General features: G+C 31.9%; 16 protein-coding genes. 8 read left to right on the top strand and 8 right to left on the bottom strand.

All coding sequences use genetic code 11. The annotated features are described in order from the left end of the window. Nucleotide 1 precedes the first annotated feature (1 nt). The 3 genes from CGC58_RS11740 to CGC58_RS11730 are packed head-to-tail and all read left to right on the top strand — an operon-like array spanning nucleotide 2 to nucleotide 5,190. Nucleotides 2-2,137, top strand: coding sequence for an AAA family ATPase (locus CGC58_RS11740; protein ID WP_095896885.1), 2,136 nt, complete (start codon nucleotides 2-4; stop codon nucleotides 2,135-2,137). A gap of 12 nt (nucleotides 2,138-2,149) precedes the next feature. After that, nucleotides 2,150-4,705 carry an AAA domain-containing protein gene (locus CGC58_RS11735; protein ID WP_095896884.1) on the top strand — a complete coding sequence of 852 codons (2,556 nt, stop codon included), beginning with the start codon at nucleotides 2,150-2,152 and terminating at the stop codon, nucleotides 4,703-4,705. Then, a complete protein-coding gene (locus tag CGC58_RS11730) occupies nucleotides 4,702-5,190 on the top strand; it encodes a DEAD/DEAH box helicase (protein ID WP_394336616.1) in 489 nt (162 codons plus the stop codon). Before CGC58_RS11735 ends, CGC58_RS11730 begins: the two co-directional genes overlap by 4 nt. Nucleotides 5,191-5,568: 378 nt before the next feature. On the opposite strand, the gene CGC58_RS11725 is transcribed toward CGC58_RS11730, so the two are convergent. The 5 genes from CGC58_RS11725 to CGC58_RS11705 all read right to left on the bottom strand — a co-directional run bounded on the left by CGC58_RS11725 (nucleotide 5,569) and on the right by CGC58_RS11705 (nucleotide 11,292). After that, nucleotides 5,569-6,288, bottom strand: coding sequence for a hypothetical protein (locus tag CGC58_RS11725; protein ID WP_157909263.1), 720 nt, complete (start codon nucleotides 6,286-6,288; stop codon nucleotides 5,569-5,571). Continuing rightward, nucleotides 6,269-9,319 (bottom strand): TaqI-like C-terminal specificity domain-containing protein, encoded by a 3,051-nt coding sequence (locus tag CGC58_RS11720; protein WP_095896881.1) that lies wholly within the window; start codon nucleotides 9,317-9,319, stop codon nucleotides 6,269-6,271. Before CGC58_RS11720 ends, CGC58_RS11725 begins: the two co-directional genes overlap by 20 nt. A 219-nt stretch (nucleotides 9,320-9,538) precedes the next feature. Beyond that, a complete protein-coding gene (locus CGC58_RS11715; protein ID WP_095896880.1) occupies nucleotides 9,539-10,093 on the bottom strand; it encodes a hypothetical protein in 555 nt (184 codons plus the stop codon). A gap of 2 nt (nucleotides 10,094-10,095) precedes the next feature. Then, nucleotides 10,096-10,497: a DUF3408 domain-containing protein gene (locus CGC58_RS11710; protein ID WP_394336615.1), complete on the bottom strand. Its 402-nt coding sequence runs from the start codon at nucleotides 10,495-10,497 to the stop codon at nucleotides 10,096-10,098. A gap of 30 nt (nucleotides 10,498-10,527) precedes the next feature. Further along, on the bottom strand, nucleotides 10,528-11,292 hold the full coding sequence (locus CGC58_RS11705) for a ParA family protein (protein ID WP_095896878.1): 765 nt from the start codon (nucleotides 11,290-11,292) through the stop codon (nucleotides 10,528-10,530). Between the two features lie 482 nt (nucleotides 11,293-11,774). Here CGC58_RS11705 and CGC58_RS11700 point away from each other — a divergent pair, with 482 nt between their 5' ends. The 5 genes from CGC58_RS11700 (at nucleotide 11,775) to CGC58_RS11680 (ending at nucleotide 18,635) form a co-directional block, all read left to right on the top strand. Continuing rightward, nucleotides 11,775-11,960, top strand: coding sequence for a hypothetical protein (locus tag CGC58_RS11700; protein WP_095896877.1), 186 nt, complete (start codon nucleotides 11,775-11,777; stop codon nucleotides 11,958-11,960). Between the two features lie 11 nt (nucleotides 11,961-11,971). Continuing rightward, complete coding sequence (gene mobA / locus CGC58_RS11695) at nucleotides 11,972-12,421, top strand: conjugal transfer protein MobA (RefSeq protein ID WP_095896876.1); 450 nt, start codon at nucleotides 11,972-11,974, stop codon at nucleotides 12,419-12,421. After that, entirely contained in the window at nucleotides 12,411-13,778 is a 1,368-nt protein-coding gene (mobB, locus tag CGC58_RS11690; RefSeq protein ID WP_095896875.1) for a conjugal transfer protein MobB, read from the top strand. Before mobA ends, mobB begins: the two co-directional genes overlap by 11 nt. Before the next feature lie 97 nt (nucleotides 13,779-13,875). Further along, nucleotides 13,876-15,891 carry a conjugal transfer protein MobC gene (gene mobC, locus CGC58_RS11685; RefSeq protein ID WP_095896874.1) on the top strand — a complete coding sequence of 672 codons (2,016 nt, stop codon included), beginning with the start codon at nucleotides 13,876-13,878 and terminating at the stop codon, nucleotides 15,889-15,891. 269 nt (nucleotides 15,892-16,160) lie between these two features. Next, entirely contained in the window at nucleotides 16,161-18,635 is a 2,475-nt protein-coding gene (locus tag CGC58_RS11680) for an ATP-dependent Clp protease ATP-binding subunit (RefSeq protein ID WP_095896873.1), read from the top strand. A gap of 27 nt (nucleotides 18,636-18,662) precedes the next feature. Here CGC58_RS11680 and CGC58_RS11675 read toward each other — a convergent pair whose 3' ends face one another. Genes CGC58_RS11675 through CGC58_RS11665 form a run of 3 tightly spaced genes read right to left on the bottom strand, consistent with a single transcriptional unit; the run spans nucleotide 18,663 to nucleotide 21,857 of the window. Continuing rightward, nucleotides 18,663-19,541 (bottom strand): TssN family type VI secretion system protein, encoded by an 879-nt coding sequence (locus CGC58_RS11675; protein WP_095896872.1) that lies wholly within the window; start codon nucleotides 19,539-19,541, stop codon nucleotides 18,663-18,665. Nucleotides 19,542-19,571: 30 nt separating this feature from the next. Beyond that, on the bottom strand, nucleotides 19,572-21,398 hold the full coding sequence (locus CGC58_RS11670; RefSeq protein WP_095896871.1) for a type VI secretion system baseplate subunit TssF: 1,827 nt from the start codon (nucleotides 21,396-21,398) through the stop codon (nucleotides 19,572-19,574). Nucleotides 21,399-21,401: 3 nt separating this feature from the next. Beyond that, complete coding sequence (locus CGC58_RS11665) at nucleotides 21,402-21,857, bottom strand: GPW/gp25 family protein (protein WP_095896870.1); 456 nt, start codon at nucleotides 21,855-21,857, stop codon at nucleotides 21,402-21,404. Nucleotides 21,858-21,947 lie beyond the last annotated feature (90 nt).

The raw sequence follows: 21,947 nt of genomic DNA, 5'->3' as shown, positions 1-21,947 counted from the left end.
AATGAGCTTTAAACTATTAGCTATACGACCTCTTAAAGGTTGTGATAAAAGATTTTTAAAAAATCTAAAAGAAGATAAAATATACCAATTTTATAATGAATATGCTTTTGAGCAAAATGCTAACGGAGAAGTAATAGATGTAAAGAAAGATAAATCGTCTGTTCCTGAAAATTTATATCAATTGGCAGATTCAGAATTGAAAATCAATATTTCTGCTTTGGTAGGGAAAAACGGAAGCGGGAAGAGTTCGTTATTAGAATTATTTTATGCGACTTGTTTCGTTATTGCATCAAAAGAAGGAATTTTATATAATCCCGATAAAATAGACAAGGATATAGAAGATATAAAGACATCTGATTATCTTAATGAGGATGAAATATCAAAAGTGGAAGAAAAAATATCTGAAATAAAAAATCAACATTCTAATAAAAAATTTAATATAGAATTTAATTATGATATTGAAAATCAAGTAATAAAAAGATTAGAAGAAAGAAAAAAAGAGATAAAAAAAATATATGAAGATTTAAAAATTGAAATTTATTATGAAAAAGAGGATAATTTGTATAAAATTTCTTTTTCTGATAGCAAGATTAAGTATTTTCAATTAAAAGGAGAAGAGTGGTTAAAGATTGACGATAAAGAAAAATTCTTTTACAGTATAGCAATTAACTATTCTCTCTATGGGCTTAATGAAGAATTTTTAGGAGAATGGATTTCCGCCTTATTTCATAAAAATGATGGCTATCAAACGCCATTGGTTATAAACCCTTACCGAATAAACGGGAATATCAATGTCAATTCGGAACTTCATTTGGCTCAAACCCGACTGATGACAAATATTTTATTAACAAATAATAAAGAAGTTTTAGTTGGGAAAGAAATAGAAAAAGTAATTTTTGAGATAGATGCCAATAAATTTAATGATGAAAGAATTAATGAATTAGCGAAAAAAGCGGATATTTCATTAGTATATCAACACATTTATGGTGAAGAAATATCTAATCCTGAAAAAACTCCAAATTATGAACTGCTAAAAAGTTATGTGATTTTCAAGATTGAAAAAATTTGTAGAGTTTATAAAGATTATCAACGTATTAATCCATTCGATGATGAAAAAAAAATCTCCAAAGAAGTATTGGATAAGCTAAAAGAAGACAAAAGTCATATTACTTTAAAATTGAGGCAAGTTCTTAATCTTATTCGTTTTGATATTTTGAAAAATGATAGTCAATCCAAATGGAATGAAGAGAATGGAATTTATCGATTTGAAATTCAAATAGATAATTTAATTAATAGAATAGATAAAATTAAAAATATTTCGAAAGAAGAACTAATCCCTATTGGTTGCCATCGTTTTACAATTAAAATTAAAAATGATAAGGAGAATGAAAGCTCTTCTTCGGAAATGAGTACTTTAAGTTCGGGAGAGCAACATTTGGCACATACCACACAGTCGGTATTATATCATATTTTGAATGTCAATTCTGTTCATAATTCTAATTCTGGCAAAAAGAAATATCATTATATCAATATTATTTTTGATGAGATTGAGTTGTATTTTCATCCCGAATACCAAAGAAGATTTGTTTTTGAATTATTAGAAAAATTAAAAAATATAGAAAAAAATATAAATAATATAAAAGGAATAAATATACTGTTTTGTACGCATTCTCCTTTTATTCTATCCGATATTCCAAAGCAAAATGTATTATTTTTAGGAGAAGGTGAGATAGAAAATAAAAATACATTTGCAGGAAATATTTCAATGATGTTATCCAGTTCGTTTTTTATGAAAGAATCTTTAATTGGAGAGTTTGCGAAAAATAGAATCAATCAATTATTAGAAAAACTGAATCAACAAAAAGAAGAATATAGAAAGGAGGAAGAATATAAGAAAAAAACAAATAAAAAAGAAGAAGATAAGTATAAAGCACAAATAATAATGTCTGATAAAGAAAAATCAGAAGCCCTCGAACTTATAAAACTAATAGATGAACCTATTTTAAAGTATAAACTTAACGAGATGTTTTGTGAGGTATATCCTAATTTTTGCAAAGAAAATGAGAAAAAAATCAGAGAAAATGAATTAAAGGCTCTTGCCGAGCAATATGGATTTAAAATAGAAATTAAAAAATAAATTGAATAAAATATGCCTCAAAAAGACATTTTACATTTTTGGAGAAATGTAGAAATCTTCAATTTTCCTGACTTAGATAAGGATTCTGTTATAGAAATAAAAAATCAACTTCCTTGGAATACACCCAAAACTATTGAAAAAGGTAAAAAAAGAATCTACACACTGTTTTTTGGGGAAATTTCAAAAGAGAATATTGTAAATCATATTGAAAATTTATTTCCAAGCAAGGAAAAGGTACTTTGGGAAGAGAAAGTGAGTGGTTTTACTTGTCTTTCTTCAATTATTCTTGATGAAAAAGGACAACCTGATGCTAATAGCTATACATTAGCAAGTTATGTTTTGGGATTAACTATTTTACACAACAAAAGAGATATTTCTTCCGTGTTTCAATTACTTCAAAATGTACAAGATGAGTATTCTGAACGGTTTAATATTCTCAAAAATCAAGATAATGAAAACTCAAAAGGTGAAGTTATAACTTGGGATTTTATAAATAAAGAAATAGACTATCTCAAACAATTAACTCCTTGGAATACAAAAGAAATAAAAGTTTATTATCTTGAAAAAGATGTTAGCATAAATACTGAGCTTGATGCTCCGTTTCTAAATAGCTTTTTCTTAGAAGATTTGAATAATTTGATTGATAAAAAAACTGAATTATCACTCACATTACAAGATTATTTGACTCTTACTCCCTATCAGCAAAAATTAGATTTGATTAAAAATAAAGAGGAACTTTTTAAAACCATCCATCCAGAATATTTAACTGAAGGAAAATGGGCTTCGTCTCCTCAATATGGACTTTGTACTGCTCAATTAGGTGCTGTAAATTCTATTTTTAAAGATTTGAATAACAACTCAGGTTTGCAAGGCGTAAATGGACCTCCCGGAACGGGTAAAACCACACTTTTGTTAGATGTGATTGCTCAAATCATAGTGGATAGAGCCAAGTATATTACTAACATTGGCACTGATAATCTTTTTGGAAAAGGTGTAAAATTAGATTTTAAAGATAGATACCAATATGTTTATCCTTTAAATGCTTCATTACAAAAGAATTTTGGTATTGTTGTAGCGAGTAATAACAATGCAGCGGTGGAAAATATCAGTAAGGAATTGCCTCAGTTGAAAAAAATTGACAAAAAAGCCTTTTCAAATGCAGATTATTTTGGGGAATTTGCAAAAGAGGAATTAACTGGCAGTGAAAATTGGGGAATTTTAGCTGCTGCATTGGGGAATTCCGAAAATAAAAGTAAATTCCACAATTTCTTTTGGAAATCATTTATAAAAGATGAAAATGGAAATAGCATAGTTGATAAAGAAGTAAATAACTTTCAAAATTATTTAGTAAAAATTCAATCAGAACAAGAGAAAAATCCAAGTAAAAAAAGGGAAATCCTATCAAATTTCGAAAACGCAAAAAATAATTTTGAGAAAAAATTGAAAGAGTTTAATACTTTCAAAACGATAGCAGTCGATTTTCACAATAGATTTGATGAGTTTAGAAAAAATATAGCTTTAAAAAAGGAGTTGGACATTTCTAAAATAGAAAAAGAAACCGCTAAAAATCAATTTATTAATGATTTAAAGGCATTAGAAATTAGAAAAAACGAAAAAGACAAAGAGCAAGAAAATGTAAAAATTTCTTTGAATTTTCATAATAATAAAAAGCCTATTTTCTTTTTCTTCCAAAAGTTGTTTAATACAGAAAATTATAAAAAATGGAACAATGAAATAAGTGAGATTTTAAGCGAATTTGATAGTATTTCATCGGAAATAAAGCAACTTAACTCTCAAATTGAGAAAAAGAGTTCTGAATTGAATATTGTTGAAAATCAACTCAAAAGCTTTCAAAATCAATTAAATCAAATTGAGAGATTTGAAAAAGAATATGAAAACTTAAAATCTCAACTTACCCAAGATTACAAAATTGAGGAAAAGAATCTTTTTGATGAAAAATTCTATGGTAAAGATTTGAAAGAAATTCATTTACTCTCTCCATATCATTCAGAATTTATAGCAAAACTTCGTAGTGAAATATTTTTAAATGCTCTCGAAGTTCATAAATATACAATTCTTAACAACGCCAAACAATTCAAAAATAATTTGAATTCTTTTTTTGAAATGATTACAGGTAGAGCGAAAATTGATGAAGAACTAATACAATCACTTTGGGATACTTTCTTTTTCTGTGTTCCAGTGGTTTCTACATCATTAGCTTCGGCAAGTAAATTGTTTCCTAATATGGCAAAAAATCAAATCGGATGGTTATTAATAGATGAAGCAGGACAAGCCACGCCTCAATCAGTTGCAGGTCTGATTCAACGCTCAAAACGATGTGTTATTGTAGGTGATCCAATACAAGTAGAGCCTGTGGTTACTATTCCCAAAACTTTGGTTGATGGATTGATAAAACATCAAAATATTGATTCTGTTTGGTCTCCATACAACGGTTCTGCTCAACAGTTAGCCGACAGAATTTCCAAATACGGAACACAAATGGGAGATGTTTGGACTGGATTTCCACTGAGAACCCACCGAAGATGTTTTAACCCAATGTCGATATAGCCAATGAAATAGCGTACGAAAATCAAATGGTAAAAGGCACGAAAGATAAAAACGAACAAGAATATATTGGTGAATCTTGTTGGTTTGATGTTGTTGGTAATGGTTCAGGAGATAGCCAAGTTATTAATGAGGAAATTGAATTACTCAAAGAAAAAATCAGTGGATTAAGAAAAACATATTTAGGGGATATTTATGTAATATCTCCTTTTAAAGCAGTTGCAGATAAATGCAGAGAAGCATTAAATAATTTCGAAAATGTTCAATGTGGTACGATTCACACATTCCAAGGAAAAGAAGCAGATGTAGTATTCCTTGTTTTAGGAAGTCATCCAGATAAAGTTGGTTCTCGTCAATGGGCATCTTCAAAGCCTAATATGCTCAATGTGGCTCTTACTCGTGCAAAAAAACGCTGTTACGTGATTGGAAACAAAGAATTGTGGAGCCAACAGCCTTATTTTAGTGTGATGGCAGAAACGATGCAGTAACAACAAAAAGACCACAAAAGATAATTAAACCCAAATTACGCATTGAATTATTGTTTAGCATAAACTGTTTTACACACACTTGTAATCGTTTTTTGAGAAATTTTTAATACGGAATTTGGGTTAAATAAGAATCAAAATGCAATTTTGGAGAGAGATTGAACTTCGGTTTAATAGACAGAGCATATAAAACTAGAAAGAAAATAAACTTGCTCAAAAGGAGATTGCTTGGTTATAAATAAATTATGCTGTTAACGACAATAATAAATGAGAATGATTCCATTATTATGATCTCGTTGTTCCAACTTGTCTTGGGTGCTAAAATTCAACGATGCAGGAGTATCCCATAATCTGTGTAAGTGAAAAAGTTCTTTCAGAGCTCTATTTTACTAAATCAAAAAGCAAATGATGTATCGTAAATTCTGTATTTTTACGTTGATGGAGACTATCAAAGGTAAATGAGTTTTCTTCTATTGAATTATCTTTTATACTAATCAAATCTCCTTCGGGCGAAATCTGAAATTTTTTATTTAACTTCTTCAGAATTTCTGTCTTAATATTATTGCTATCTCCATCTAATATAAAACCAATCATTCCGCCAAAGCTTAAACCTTGGGCATATTTACCATTGAAATATCGTAATACCCCACCATCAAAAATGTTTTGCCCATTGCTATCTTTTTTGTATGTATTGTAACAAACATATTTATCTATCAAGTTCTGACTGCCGTCTAAATTTTTACATTCAAAGTAGAAGTCTTTATTTTTCCAATATGTATTATGAATGGTAATATCATAATTACCCTCCACACTCTCATCATTTGTTTCTTCTCCCTTTACAGAAAAATTCAAACCAAATTCTCTGTTTGCTTTCAATTTGAGACGCACAAATTTTGCTATTTCTCGTTCAATTCTTGCAGGCTTCTTTTTCTTCTCTTCTTCAACTTTAGATTTTAGTTCCGCACTATCGTAGTTTTTATAAAAGTCGAGCAAATAATAAAACACCCAACTTTTCCAAAACTCATCGTCTAAAGTTTGTAACAGGCGGATATCAAATGGAATCTTTTTGGGCTTCTTAATTCTAATGTACTCTCTTTCCATTCTCATTAGGTATTAAGTGTCTTAAAATGTCCTGACCATCTTCAAAGGCTTTTGTTTCTGTCCAGTTTTTATTTATATCTTCTTTAATGATATACACACAGTCTTTTCCAAAAATCTTCTCCTGACTTGCTAAAAAATTGGCATTAGGATTTTGCTCAAATATTTCGTTAAGCAAATACTTCTTCGTTTTAGCAACTTGAGGACTAATGGAGCTATTTCCAAACGATATTTTTACAACAATTAAATGAAAATCTGTCGATGTTTCTTCTATGGTTATAGGGCTTTCAAAATAAAACTCTACTATTTCTTTCAGCGTATTCTTATAATTATCTAAAGCCTTTTTCTTTCTTCCAATTCTTGATTTCGGAAGAAAATAATCTTTTACTCTTTGCTTTTCCCAATATGATAATTCGTACATTTCATAGATCAACTCATTCAACTCTTGTTCCTTTTCTGAATATTCATATTTACCCTCTGTTAATTTTTGACTTAAATATGATATTTTTATCAATAACTCCTTATCTAATTCTTTAGGAATTGGTATGTTTTTTAGAATACTCCCATCTATTCTTGGTAAGTTATCTCCAAATCGTTTTTTATCTCTTATGTTTATAATGTAATTAATTAAATATGAATTTAATAATGAAACAATGAAATAGCTTAATCCTTCTTCTTTTACTTTAATTCCAAAAACATTTACAGAAAAAACAATATTATTAGGAGTATAAACTGCCTTTATTCTATCTCCAACTCTTGTAATTAAAATTTTGTTCCCCTCAAATATTTTAACATCTCTTGGTCTTTGGAAATTATTTTTGGTTATTGAACTTAAATTTATATAGCCATCATAATTATCTATTTTAAAGTGGTTGATATTCGTATACTCATAAACATACGGTGTTGGATAATCGCCATTTTGAGTTTCATTCAAGTAATTTTTTAACTCAAATTCTTTTTGTAATTTTTTCTTTTCTTTTCTATCTGAATTTTTAAATTCAGTGATACTAAAATTCAAAAAAGAAGCAATTTCTTTATTGCTTTTTCTTGTTAAGCCTTGAAGACTTTCATTGTTTATGGATAGGTAGTTCTCTAATTTAGAAAAACTATTAAATTTATTTATAAAAATTCTATCAAATTCATTTCCCACAAGATAATCTCTTAGTCCTATTTCTTTTTCAATAAGGCCTTTCTGAGATATATTAATAACTAAATCTTCCTGAATTGTAAGTAATTCAAAAGGTTTTTCTGAAAATAGCCCCAGATCCACAGGATAATAATCAATAATGTTATTTTCATCAAGATTATTTGTGAAAATGATTGCCACAACGCTCTCTCTCGCCTTTTCAAACAATATCTTTTTTACCCTTGACAACTCGTAAATCTTTTCAATTCCATAGTGGGAATAAAAATAGAATTGAAAAACTTCTGAATAATCATTATCAAAATTAGAACTGTTTGAAACAAATCCAAACCTTGTACTTTCGTTGCTCCAGTCCTTGATTTTCAAAAAAAAGCATTGAGATATTTGGGACTTACCTACAACATTCTTTGCAACTTTTTTAGTATCATCAGAAATAGCAACCTGATGAGAATTTAGGAATGATATTTCATTTTTAAATTCCTCTGTATTAGGTATTTCAAAAAATGGCGGATTTCCAACTATATAAGAAAACACCTTGTCTTCAAAAGGTTTATCAGATGTATTAAGTGTATTGGCGTGTTTTATATTCTGAAAAAATGAATACTCTGAAAATAAATTAATTTTTTTGTTTTCTTTCAGTTCATTTGCTATAAATTCTTTTATTTCTCTCGGGTCAATTCTATTAAATATCTGAAGTGAAAGAGAAAATAAAGTAAACCGCTGGGCTGTTAACTCTTTTTCAATACCAAATATATTTTCAGATAAAAGTTGTGTTCTGTATTTTATCTTCTCTATAGTATCTTCCGGTTCTAATCCTTGTTTTTGAGCAATTTCCAAAAGCCTTTGATAACCTGTAATAAGAAACATTCCTGAACCACTTGATGGATCTAAAATCGAACCTATTTTATCTTCTTTTATTACATCATCTACAATTAACTGTGCTAATTTCTTTGGAGTATAGTATATGCCGTTTTTTTTCTGCTTTTCAGACAAAAAGACTTCGTAGATGTAACTTATAAATTCAACAGGTAAAACATCAAACCTAAAATCAAACAACCTTAATTGACCTGTATTTACGTTGTGATTAAAAGAACTTGCTATCAGTGTACGTACCTCACTCGTCAAATATTTATCATCTATGGTTGGCTGGTCAAATAATGCATTGTTAAATATTTCGTGAATGATTTTATACAGTTTGTTGATGTCCGTATTAGAATTGTTTTCTAATAATTTTTTGTAATTAAGTTTATCATCATTAAAATAATGACTAAAAAAATATGAGTTAATAATATGATTGTCTTCTAAATACTTAATGTAAAGCGTTCTATCAATTAATGCCTGAATAACCTCATTTCTCTTATTGTCATCAGAAATTGATAGAATTAATAGTTTGCTTAATTGGTCTTTTAACCCCTTCAAAGTAGCAACCAATTCTTTATCAATCCCTTTATATTTGGCTTTGTCAATAAACGAATGATAGTTCAACCAAAATACCCCACTATCAAACTGCCAGTGTCTAATTTTTTCAATCGTATCTAAATCTTTTTCGGTAGTTGAAAAGACCTCTAGAACACTATCGTTATTTGAAACTTTAGGAGAATATTTGGCATATAACATTCTTACTTCATCAGCTTCATTAGGATAGTAGAAAATTATATCTGCATCATTTTTATTCCAAACATATTTTCTAAACTGTTCGAGTTCTGTTGTTTCCAACGAAGAAGTAACAAGGTAAAAAGAGGTATTGGTATTATTCGGATTTTTATAATAAAATACAGAGTCTTTCAGTTTGTGAGATAAAGTATTATTTTCTCCAAAATCAATGGTTTTCAATATCAAATCGATATTGAAATCAAAACCTAAATTAGAAAAAAAAGCTACTTGATTCATTGGAAATATAACAATAATTATCGTGAGCAAAGTTACAAAGATTTTTTTTTATAACTAATTTTATGAGGTAAATATTACAACCGCTTATTCTATTAGAGAAAACAATGCTTGGATGGATAGTTATCTTTGATATAGAAGTTGATACTACCACAAGTAGTCGGATAGGATTTAACAACATATAGAAAAAGCTTTTTCCATTTCTCTTAAATAACAATCCCTCTACACAAACTCCTCAATATCAAAATCACTTTCTTTTTGGGGAGTTTGTGATAAAATTTCGTCTAAAAGTCGGGCTACTTTTAGCGAAGCCTCAGGTAGGGCTTTTTCAATTTCTTCCAATAGATTGGTACCAACCACTTTTTGGGCTAATTCTTTGTTTTCAGTGGTAGAAGATGCATTTTGGCTTAGAAAATCAGTTACTTTTTCCAAATCCTCAAAAGACAAGCCCGTGGCAAAATCATTGTCTTGCTCGGGAGTTCGCATCGCTCGTAAATCCTCTTCTTCATCTTCAAAATCAGGTAAGTAATTTTCATTTTTCTGCTCAAACTCTGCTAAAATTGCCCGTTTTTCAGCCTCTGTTAATGGATTTTCCTGCTTTGGAGGTACAAATTTACTTTTCCCCATTATAGAGGTGTTTTGCTTGGGCTTTTCAGGAGTTTTTTGGGATTCGGGCAAGGGTTTAGAATATTTTTTCCGTTCGATTTTCAATGAAAATTTTTCCGATAATAACAGAAAAATAATCAGTAGCAACAGTATGATGATGAGTTTTTCCATAACTAAAAAATAGGTTTGTATTTTTCTTGAAAACTTTCGGTGATTTCTTGTTTATATTGCTCAAAATGAGCTTTTAAAACATTGTCCAAATAAGTGTAAATACTGATTTTATCCTCGCCAATAACTTGAACAATTCTCGCAATACGTTGATGATATTCCGAGCGAATATACACAGACTTCCCGTCCCTTGCCGATGTATCCCCCTGCTTAAAAAATAGGGTTTCATACGAAAGATTATCGGATTTTACCCTTCGAGGCGATTCTTTTTTGGAAGCAGGTTTTTTGTTTGTCGTTTGAGGATTTTTCTCTTTGTTTTTTGAAAAAGCATCAACATCCGAAGAAGTCCCTGCCATCAGTTCCATCAGCTCGTTTTCATTGATAAGGGGGTTCTTTTCTTTCATAATAAATAGTGTATTTTATTGTAAATTATTGATTTATAGAGAAACGATTTGAATGAATTCCGTTATAAAATCGTCTAAATGACAACCTTTCATCAATCGTTCATCGGCAGGTAATAAAGTAGAACGAAACGCCCATTTTTGATTGTCTGTCCCGTCTTTACGAAAACGCTTACTATCAGAGATATAGGCATTCATCAGAGGTAAGTTCAAATCGGCAATTACCTTTTCGTAAATTTTATACAAAGGCGATTTTTCCCTACCATCGACCTGATTCCAAAACAGATGTACACTTTCAATGGCACTTTGGGTATTTTTAGCGATAATGTTGGAAAGGACTTCGGTAAAGCTCAGTGTACTTTCAATGACCACCCTGTCGGCAGTGATGGGTGAAAAAATATGGTGCATCTGTGAAAGCACTGTCAGCACCCCTGCCGTATTTACCGTACCGGGCATATCAAACAATACCACATCTATCTGAAAAGGATTTTCAGCAAGAAAAGATTGTGCCTTTTCAACGGCCTCATTGGGTTTACAGGTAATAATCGGATAGGCTTTTTTGTTGATTTGACTGAATTGCTTGTGGGCGATATGTTTAAAGTGTTCGTTTTGCATTACCGTTTTGAGGTCTTGCTCTCGCATACGACTCAGGCTATACTGCGGATAATCGCAATCCAAAACGACTACATTGTATCCCATTCGATAGTGTAATAAACTCGCTACAAGTATGGTAAAAGTGGTTTTTCCTACCCCTCCTTTTTGAGTGGAAAAGCTAACAAATTTAGTGTTCTTGGTCTTCATATGTTTATGTGTTTATGTTTATATGTTTTTACAATTTTATGTACTTAGAGATTTGCATAAGTGCGTATCTGTATGTGTACTTATTTACGTGTTTACTTACGTACTTATATGCAAAATCAAGTAATTGAGTATATATGTGTATATGTATGTATCTATATGTGTATTTCTGTAAGTAGATACGTACTTATCCAAATATTTACACATATACACATATAAACAAACAGGTAAGTGTGTAAGTATTTACGTTTGCAGATAATCACATAGGTATTATCGTATTTGTTTACGTACGTATGTACATATGTAAGTACGTTGGGACGTAGCTACGTAGCTACATACATATGTATTTGCGTACAAAGAAACATACACAATTACACACGTATTTACATAAGGAAGTCTTTGGCATTATAAGGCATTCAATGGCAAGGAATGATATACCTGCTAAATGATTGAAATTCGGTTGTTTTGCACAAAAATAAAAGACAATGAGTTTGGAAGGTTTTTCTTTCTTTTTTAAAACTGACTTTAATGCGACCGATGGGAGCATTTTCTGTTCACCCGAACAGAGCAAGTTGTGTTTTGAGATGCTCAAAATATTTTCCGCATCTCAAAACCACTTGCCCTTGCAGGGAGCCGAAAACCTCTCCAAAGTCGTGGTTTTTACTTACTAATAAAATTGTATATGGACAATAAATTACAACCTCAAAAACGAAAATTAGGAATAGTTCCTAAAATAGATAAGGCTATTTACCGGTATACTATCAGTTTCAATCAGGTAGAACATACTCGATTTTTATCTCTTTTCGAACAATCAGGAATGAAAATCAAAGCTCATTTTATCACTTCGGTATTATTTTCCAAAGAAATCAAAAGTGTAAAAATCGATAAATCAGTAATGGATTTTTATATCAAACTCACCGAACTCTATGGACAATTTCGGGCGGTGGGAGTGAATTACAATCAGATAGTAAAGATTTTGTATCGCAATTTTTCCGAAAAGAAAGCCGCTGCCTATCTGTTTAAACTCGAACAACAAACCGCTCAAATGGTGGCTATCTGTAAAGAAATTATGGCTATTTCACAACAATTAGAACAACATATCACTGAAAAAAACACGAAAAATGGTCGCTAAAATACATCGAGGAGGCAATCTTTTGGGAGTGCTTCTGTACAATCATAACAAATTAGACAAGCAAGAAGCTACGATTTTACACACTCAAAACATCATTCAGCCTGTCAATGGAAACATAGGGACATCGGAAATTACCCGTTCTTTTGCTCCGTATTTGTTTGCCAATCAAAAGACCGAAAAGCCAATTCTGCACATATCCCTCAATCCCAATCCAAAAGATGCCGTGTCTGATGAAGTTTTTGTAAAAGTAGCACAGCAATATATGCACGAAATGGGATGGGGTAAGCAACCCTTTGTGGTGTATAAACATTCGGATATTGAACGAGAACATATTCATATCGTATCGCTTGGCATTGATGAAAACGGCAAAAAAATCAAGGATTCGTTTGAGAAAATCCGCTCAATGAAAGTGTGTAGAAATATTGAAAATGAATTTGGACTCACCCCTGCTATTGTTAATGAAAAAGGAGTGGAATTAGAAAATGATTTTGAGCTTACACACAAGGAAAATCATCTTGCAACGCTCAAAGTGGACTACACTCAAAACGAAGTAAAAAAACAGATTGCTTTGGCAGTTAGGCAGGTCATAAAAAACTATCAGTTTCAGTCTTTTAGAGAATACACGGCTTTACTTAGCAGATTTAATGTAGGCATCCAAAAAGTAGAAGGCGAATTGCAGGGTACACTCAAAAAAGGATTGGTTTATTTTGCTTTGGACGAAAACGGCAACAAGGCAAGTCAGCCTTTTAAAGCCTCCAAAATGGGAAAATCCTTAGGACTTCCTTTTTTAGAAAAACAAATTCAAAAACATTTGAACTTTCATAAAACACAGGACACGGATTTTCTAAAAGGTGAAATTTTAAATGCCCAACATTCCGCTCAAAGTACGGAGGATTTTGTAAAAATGTTAAACACGAAAAATATAGATGTCGTCATACGAAAAAATGCCGAAGGGCGATTGTATGGTATCACTTTCATAGACCATAATTCACAATGCGTATATAACGGCTCTCGGCTTGGAAAAATATTTTCTGCCAATAGTTTTGACTTATGGGAAAAACAAGTGGAAAGTAACAAAAAACAAGAAATCAAGAATCAAAGTGTCAAGAATCAAGGAATAAGTAGCAAGGAACAAAAACCAAGTAATCAATCTATTAGAGAAGAAAGTAATAACCATTTTTCTATTGATTTTCAATGTAATGAAGCCTACCAAAAAGATTTTGGAACAGATTCGGCGTTACATAGTTTTTTGAATTTATTTTCATTGGATACACAAGCCGTTAATTACGAGGAAGAAAGTTTTATCCGACAAATGCAGCGAAAACGCAAAAAGAAATCTAAAAGAATCACCTCTTAATCCTTTCCCTTTTTCTATTTTTTTAATGTTTCAATTTTTTAATCTTTTAATTCTTGAATATTTGAATGTTTTAATCTTTTAATCTAAACTAAAAAGTATGCAAAACGATGATGATTTAAGAGCTCTTGCCAAGATTATGGCATTTATGAGAGCGGTAAGTATTTTAGTGGTGCTAATGCACTTGTATTGGTATTGTTACGGCTTTTTTCAAGCCGAAAAATGGATTTTAAATGTAGTGGATAAAATACTTGCTAACTTTGAGCGAACGGCAGGACTTTTTTCACATCCACTATATACCAAATGTTTTGCCCTTGTGCTATTGGCTTTGAGTTGTTTGGGAACCACAGGTGTTAAAAACGAAAAAATCACTTGGCGGAAAATTCATATGGCATTGATAGTAGGAGTTTTATTTTTCTTTGGAAACTTTTGGATTTTATACCTAAAAGCTCCCGCTTCTCTTGTGGCGTTTTTCTATATTTTTACCACTGCCATTGGGTATATTTCACTACTGATGGCAGGTTCGTGGATGAGTCGTTTATTAAAAAACAACCTGATGGACGATGTCTTCAACAACGAAAACGAATCTTTTATGCAGGAAACACGGTTAATGCAAAATGAATACTCTATCAACCTGCCTACACTTTTCTATTATCAGAAAAAATGGAACAAAGGTTGGATAAATGTAGTCAATCCCTTTCGGGCAACCATCGTGTTGGGAACGCCAGGGTCAGGAAAATCCTATGCCATTGTCAATAACTACATCAAACAACAAATCGAAAAAGGATTCTCTATGTATATCTATGACTTCAAATTTGATGACCTTTCTACCATCGCCTATAACCACTTGTTAAAACATTTGGACAAATACAAAGTACCTCCCAAATTTTATGTAATAAACTTTGACGATCCTCGAAAAAGCCATCGATGTAATCCCATCAATCCCGATTTTATGACGGATATTTCTGATGCGTATGAAAGTGCCTATACCATAATGCTGAATCTCAACCGCTCGTGGATACAAAAGCAAGGTGATTTTTTTGTAGAATCGCCCATTATCCTTTTAGCGGCTATTATTTGGTTTTTAAAAATATATGAAAACGGAAAATATTGTACTTTTCCGCACGCCATCGAACTACTAAACAAACCTTATGCCGATGTTTTTACTATTTTGACTTCCTACCCCGAATTGGAAAACTACCTTTCGCCCTTTATGGATGCGTGGCAAGGCGGAGCTCAAGACCAACTACAAGGTCAAATCGCTTCGGCTAAAATTCCACTATCGAGAATGATTTCACCACAGCTCTATTGGGTAATGACAGGCGATGATTTTTCATTGGATATTAACAATCCCAAAGAACCCAAGATCCTTTGTGTAGGTAATAATCCCGATAGGCAAAATATCTATTCGGCAGCTCTGGGTCTCTACAACTCCCGAATCGTAAAACTCATCAACAAAAAAGGACAACTCAAATCTTCCGTGATTATCGATGAGCTTCCCACCATTTATTTCCGTGGTTTGGACAATCTTATCGCCACCGCACGAAGCAATAAAGTAGCCGTGTGTTTGGGATTTCAGGATTTTTCACAGCTTACTCGTGATTACGGGGATAAAGAAAGTAAAGTAATTCAAAATACCGTAGGGAATATTTTTAGCGGACAAGTCGTAGGAGAAACTGCCAAAACGCTATCTGAACGCTTCGGAAAAGTATTACAACAACGCCAATCCAAAACCATCAATCGCAATGATGTTTCTACCTCCATCTCCACGCAATTGGACAGCTTAATTCCTGCCAGTAAAATTTCCAATCTTACGCAGGGAATGTTCGTAGGAGCTGTATCCGACAATTTTGATGAGCGTATCGACCAAAAGATTTTCCACGCTCAAATTGTAGTGGATAATCAAAAAGTAAGTGCCGAGATGAAAAATTATCAGAAAATTCCACAGATTCTATCCTTTGTAGACGAAGATGGAATGGATAAAATGCAAGAACAAATACAAGCCAATTACAAGCAAGTGAAGTTAGATATTGTAGAGCTCATCAAAAACGAACTTGAACGCATCGAAAACGACCCTGATTTGGCTCATTTAGTGAGGAAAGAGGAGAAATATTAAAAATGTCTTTTAATAGATTTTGTTTTCAATATCAACAATTTGGATTTTTATTGTATATTTGCTCGGGAATAAATTAAAAAATATAGGTGATTTTGTGAAAAATTATCTTTATCAGATAATGTTCTTTTATAGACAAAACATTGATTTATAAAAACTTTTGTTTTGATAATATTTTCAGAAGATTTGAAAATCTTTGTCTTATTTCTCTACTAAAAAGATTATATAAAACCTTGTAAATATTAATAAATATCCTTAAAATATAAAAAAATATGGAATTTTTAAACTTAGATGAATCCGTTCAATCAGCTATCAAAATAGCTAAATCAATCGCTCGTGAGTTTGGTAATAAACATTATACTCCAGCTCATTTACTAAAAGCTCTTCTTCACAAAGAGGTAGGAATAGGGAGTTTTGTCACTGCATTAGGAAAAGACGCTTCGTTTTTGGAAGAATGGGCTGAGATTCGTATAGAAGATTGTGAAAAATTTGCAGGAGTCACTGAGATAGAACCGAATGAAAAAATCCACAAAGTTTTTGAAGAAGCCGATAATATACGACTCAAATTAGGTTTATTACAGATAAACCCTATCTGTACCTTAGGAGCTATAGCCAAGCCTGAGGTAGGTTTTTCCACTGATCAATTAAAGTCATTTCCAATACGAGAAAAAGAAATTTTAGATTTTTTCCTCCAAGGCGACAATCTACAGTTACACTCACTACATCAAGCAGAAGGGCAAGAAATAAGTGGAAAAGCAAGTAAACCTCTTACCAATCTTTTAAAATATTGTATAGATAAAACCTCTTTAGTGCGTGAGAATAAAATTTTTCCAATTGTTTGTCGAAATAAAGAAAATCGGCAAATGTTGGAAATATTAGGTAGGCATAGCAAACCCAATGTAATGATTATAGGAGATTCGGGAGTAGGTAAAACGGCAATGGTAGAGGGGCTCGCTTATGATATTATCAATGAAAAAGTTCCTTCATTTTTGGCTGGCACTACTATTTGGGAGCTTGATAATGGAGCTTTAATTGCAGGAGCAACCTACAAAGGAGAGATTGAAGACCGACTTAAAAACATCATCAAAGAACTCCGCCAAATAGATAGAGTGATTTTATTTATTGATGAAATACACACACTATTAGACCCCAAACAGGGCAACGCAGGAGCTGCGAATATATTAAAACCTGAACTTTCTAAGGGAAACCTGACTGTTATCGGAGCAACAACGATTGACGAATATCGAAAACTTATTGAACCTGACCACGCTTTCAGTCGCCGGTTTGAAGTGCTTCAAATTGAAGAACCCTCCACTGATAGTGCCACTTCAATGGTACAATTTGTACGTGAAAAATATAGGGATTTTCACCAGTTGGAAGTAAGTGATGAAGCCTTGACAAAATGTGTCTTAATGGCAAAACGCTATGTTAAAGACCGTCGATTACCCGATTCCGCTATTGATTTACTTGATAGAACTATGTCGGCAGTAAAAATGACCAATGAAACAGCTGTTTCAGACCATCTTTTACTGTTAAACAAACTGAGTGTTTTAGAAGAAAAACGAACCGAACTTTCTGAGGAAGAGTTTCTTGATGAAATATCATCACTTTGGAAGGATTTTCCTTCACATCTAAACCCTATAATGCAAGGGTATATTACCCAAGAAGCCAAATTAGATGAAAACACTCCTGCTACTGTTATTTTTGACACCCTAAATCAGATGGCTGATAGGTTGCTCTATTTTACCAAAAATCCAATAAAACAAGTAGAAGAAGAACACCTTGCGTGCGTGGTAGCAGCTAAAACAAATATTCCTGTGGGGAAAATTCAAGAAGGAGAAAAGGAAAAACTACTCAATATGGAGAATCAATTGCAAAAAAGAGTAGTGGGTCAAAACCACGCTATTAAATCGTTGGTTGATGCTATATTGGAATCCCGAAGTGGAATGAATAAACAAGGACAACCCATTGGTTCTTTTTTCTTTTTAGGTCCGACAGGAACAGGAAAAACTGAGCTTACAAAGTCCTTAGCCGAAGCATTGTTTAATGATGAAAAAGCAATGATTCGTTTTGATATGTCTGAATTTAAAGAAGAGCACTCAGCGGCACTACTTTATGGAGCTCCTCCCGGATATGTGGGGTACGAAGAGGGAGGGCTTTTGGTTAATAAAATCAGGCAACAACCTTATTCAGTAGTTCTTTTTGACGAAATAGAAAAAGCTCATTCTTCGGTATATGATATTTTTCTTCAAATAATGGACGAGGGAAAACTTCACGACCGATTAGGAAAAGAAGGAGATTTTTCCAACGCTATTGTTATTTTCACTTCAAATGTAGGGAGCGAGTGGATAGCTAAAGAAATGACAGAAGGAAGGCTACCAACAACCATACAGATGATGGAAATAATGGCAAGTTACTTTCGTCCTGAATTTTTGGCTCGTCTGTCCGAGATAGTGCCTTTCTCGCCTATTAAAGAAGAAATGTTACTGAAAATTTTTGAAATCCAATTTAAAGGATTCCGTAAACTGTTACAAGCACAAGATATGGATATTGAACTCACAGATGAAGCAAAAAAAATGCTTGCTTTTAAAGGTTTTGTCCCTAAATATGGAGCTCGTCAGGTGGCAGGAACCATCCGTAACTATCTCAGAAGACCTATATCAAAAATGATTCTCTTAGGAGAATTAAAAAAAGGACAATCACTTAAAGGAAAATTGGTCGATGGAGAATTAATCTGGGAAGTGTAAATATTTTTGTAGGTGTTAAAAAAACACCTACAAAAGAGTTTCTTCGACTTCTTCTTTTTTACGAACTCGCTTAGACACTATAACGTGTTTTTCAGATAATTTATTTTCTCTAAAAGACAAATCTGGGTCAATATATTTACGTGGTAAGAAAAAAGAAGGCTTGGTATAGAAAATCCACCCATAAGGATTCTCTGTATCATAATACTCAATGGGAGCAGAAAATTTTCTGCCGTTATAATCTGATAGAATAAGCTCAAACCAATCTCCAAAAATCATATCTTTTGTTGATTTTGCTTTCAAGCGAGTAGGTTCACTATCGTGAGAGTTTTTATAAATTTCTATTTCATAAACCAATAATCCTTCATTTCCTATAGGAGGAATGAGAACTCCTTTCTGATTTGGATTGTATATTTTCATTTTATAGATTTCAACAGGAATTTTTAAATATGTACTTACAGTATGTACAAAAAGGGGAAGAACCAACAGAGAAAGTAGACAGGTACTTGCCCAAACTCCATATTTGAAGTCGTTTACCAAATTAAACAAAAAAGAAAAAATGGAACCGCTAAGAATAATTTGTATGAGCAATATCAATGCTACTCTTCCAAAAAAATCTCTCTTTAAGTTTTTGAAGTAAACAAATAATAGTTGATAATTAAAATATCCCAATATCAGATAAAAGATTTGAAGACCTATGTATCCATAGGGCATAAAATCTACTTGTAAATATCCTAAAACTCCCAAAGAACTAAACATTACACCTGTCAAAAGGATATATAAAACGGCTTTTTTATCACTTAATAATTGCTGTTTCTTGGCAACAACCATCATAACAATGGCAATTAAAAAAGTAACTATAGGTATAATAAGTTGTGATGTGATTAGTTTTTGTAAAAATGTATTCATTTTAAATTATTTTATTGAATAGATGATATATTAATCTATAAAAACTCGATAGTAAAAAGTCATAGGAGAATATTTTATTAATTGCTTATGAAGATGTTCTATCACAGACGATTTATCTTCAATGGTAGAAATAGGCATAAGATGAACATCAATGGTACGTATGAGTCCTTGTTGTGGTAATGCACCTATACTTACTCCGTGTTGGATTCGAACATCTGCAATTAAATCAGGAAATTCTGCCAAACAAAATGTTTTTATATCGTGATTGGTAACAATACGCCCTCTTCCGTTTAAAAGATATTTAAATTGGGCGATACGTTCTCTCTCTGACGGAGTTGTAGTTCCTCCCACAGAGGGAGTTACTAAAAATGAATGTTCAATATAATTGTGTTCTCCAAGAGTTTGAGGTGACAGTGGGGTGTTTACTCGTATTCCATTAGCCAAATTCCCCAAGGTAGTCCAATATTTTACAAAAAAATTCGTTTGATAAGCCTCATCCAAAAAAATATAATGCAAATGTTCTGCATTGTTATTTTTCTCCATAGAAGATGTTTGAAGATGAATTTGTTTTATCGCACTTTTTATTAGATTTATGGTAGCATCTTCATTCTTTTTACCCATTATGAAAAAACTTCCTTCGTCTTCAAGTAAGTTTTCCAATCGCACTAAAAAATCGTGTGCATTTCGGTTATCAAAGGATTCACTTCCTCCTTGTCGAAGTGTATATGTGTTTTGAGCGTTTTCAATTTTAAATCCGTGTGAACGAGTATAAAGTTGATTTTTATCGTCATACACTGAAAGCATTCCTAAAAATGATTCTCCAACACCCATTTCTAAAGGAATAATCCCCCAATCTTTATAGGTGTTTTTTTGTATGCTATGCAAACGTTTATTAGCTACAGGAACAGCATTAATGGTTATTTGAATATTTTCAAGTATTTCATAATTAAACTGCTCTGGAAAAATGATTTCCAACCATAGTAGTTTTTCAGTGGCGTCTTTTGAAATGTTTTCTTGTTCAATCCCAATGTTATCAGAAATAGGCATATAAGAATAGTCTTCTTTATATACTCCAAGAGATTGTTCTATCGTAAAATAATGTGGGGCGTAGTATTCCAAGGCTTGAGAATCCATACGAACACTAAATTCTTGATTTTCAAAAAAATAATCTAAAGTATTTTCACCTACTACTTGTTGATTTTTTAAGTAAATCCCATTTTTCATATGTAATTTTTCCCCTTTATATCTCCATTGTGCATATTGAAGTGCTTTTAAATACTCATCTTTTTTGATAGTATTTGGAAAGTTAACAAAGAAAGATAAGTTATTCATATCTCGTACTGGATTATCAAAAGTAAGCCCTATCCAAATTTTGTTCTCCTTTTTCTCAGAAGGAGTTGTATAAATCATTCTTTTGGTTAAATCTTTTTGAATTTCATAGACATCTCCATTAAAGATAACTTTTTTTATTCCTCCTTGATACAAAAGAGTTTTACAGACAGGAAAGAACGTATATTGATGTTGGTCCTCACTCCCCAAAAAAGGTATTTTTGAGAAAAAGCCTTTTTCTGTATTGGTTTCGGTATCTTCCCATTTAGGTTCTATGTAGGCGATTGCGTGTGCAGGTTTAGCCTTGGAAACAGATTCTGGGAGTAATACTTCACTAAGACGTTGCATTACCCTATTTTCCAAATCTAACATCTCGTTGGAAAGTAGATACAACTGTTCAGAGAGTGCTTCAATAAGAAGTCGTACCAAAGGGTCTAAATTATCTACATTCTTGATGTTCCAAAAATGCAAAGCCGTACGAATCATTTTCTCTTTTAATTCCTCCTTTTTTTCTCTGTGATTACTCATAAACTAATTTTTAGATAATGGGCTTAAAAATAACTGATAATGAAACCGGCAAAACCTCTCATTACTTTTCAAAGTGGCTTCTATGATAATATCAGCCCGTTTACGAACATTAACGTTTCCAAACATTGTATCTTCTTCCACCAACTCCGATATTTCCAATTGAAAATCTGTAATGGATATACGTGGTTCATATTGTGAAATAGCGTTGGACAAATATTTAGAAAAATCTTCTTTCCAAACTTCAACTGAACGAATATGCTCAAAATCAAGTTCCCATATAGCTGTTCCATAGTTTTTATCAAAAATATGCTCACCTTGGTAAGTAATTATCAAGAGGTCTATATGTTGGTCAACCGATTCTATCTCGGAACATTTTTCAAGACTTCCTTCCTTTTCATCGAAAAAGGGCTTGAAATTTAATGGAATTTGATAATTCTTTTTTGCTTCGTTATTGAACATAACTCAATTATTTATCTGGCAAATATATAATAATATCTGTAAAAAAACGAATGATTTTCTTTACAAAAATAAAATTTGTAAAAACATTGT

The organism is Capnocytophaga stomatis (assembly GCF_002302635.1).
In the GTDB taxonomy this organism is placed as follows: domain Bacteria; phylum Bacteroidota; class Bacteroidia; order Flavobacteriales; family Flavobacteriaceae; genus Capnocytophaga; species Capnocytophaga stomatis.
This window is presented reverse-complemented; position numbering and strand designations above follow the sequence as displayed.

What these genes read in the sequence shown, in the direction of transcription:
- CGC58_RS11740 (WP_095896885.1), top strand. Translation starts at nt 2, where the DNA reads ATGAGCTTTAAACTATTAGCTATACGACCTCTTAAAGGTTGTGATAAA.
- CGC58_RS11735 (WP_095896884.1), top strand. Translation starts at nt 2,150, where the DNA reads ATGCCTCAAAAAGACATTTTACATTTTTGGAGAAATGTAGAAATCTTC.
- CGC58_RS11725 (WP_157909263.1), bottom strand. Translation starts at nt 6,288, where the DNA reads ATGGAAAGAGAGTACATTAGAATTAAGAAGCCCAAAAAGATTCCATTT.
- CGC58_RS11720 (WP_095896881.1), bottom strand. Translation starts at nt 9,319, where the DNA reads ATGAATCAAGTAGCTTTTTTTTCTAATTTAGGTTTTGATTTCAATATC.
- CGC58_RS11715 (WP_095896880.1), bottom strand. Translation starts at nt 10,093, where the DNA reads ATGGAAAAACTCATCATCATACTGTTGCTACTGATTATTTTTCTGTTA.
- CGC58_RS11705 (WP_095896878.1), bottom strand. Translation starts at nt 11,292, where the DNA reads ATGAAGACCAAGAACACTAAATTTGTTAGCTTTTCCACTCAAAAAGGA.
- CGC58_RS11700 (WP_095896877.1), top strand. Translation starts at nt 11,775, where the DNA reads ATGAGTTTGGAAGGTTTTTCTTTCTTTTTTAAAACTGACTTTAATGCG.
- mobA (WP_095896876.1), top strand. Translation starts at nt 11,972, where the DNA reads ATGGACAATAAATTACAACCTCAAAAACGAAAATTAGGAATAGTTCCT.
- mobB (WP_095896875.1), top strand. Translation starts at nt 12,411, where the DNA reads ATGGTCGCTAAAATACATCGAGGAGGCAATCTTTTGGGAGTGCTTCTG.
- mobC (WP_095896874.1), top strand. Translation starts at nt 13,876, where the DNA reads ATGCAAAACGATGATGATTTAAGAGCTCTTGCCAAGATTATGGCATTT.
- CGC58_RS11680 (WP_095896873.1), top strand. Translation starts at nt 16,161, where the DNA reads ATGGAATTTTTAAACTTAGATGAATCCGTTCAATCAGCTATCAAAATA.
- CGC58_RS11675 (WP_095896872.1), bottom strand. Translation starts at nt 19,541, where the DNA reads ATGAATACATTTTTACAAAAACTAATCACATCACAACTTATTATACCT.
- CGC58_RS11670 (WP_095896871.1), bottom strand. Translation starts at nt 21,398, where the DNA reads ATGAGTAATCACAGAGAAAAAAAGGAGGAATTAAAAGAGAAAATGATT.
- CGC58_RS11665 (WP_095896870.1), bottom strand. Translation starts at nt 21,857, where the DNA reads ATGTTCAATAACGAAGCAAAAAAGAATTATCAAATTCCATTAAATTTC.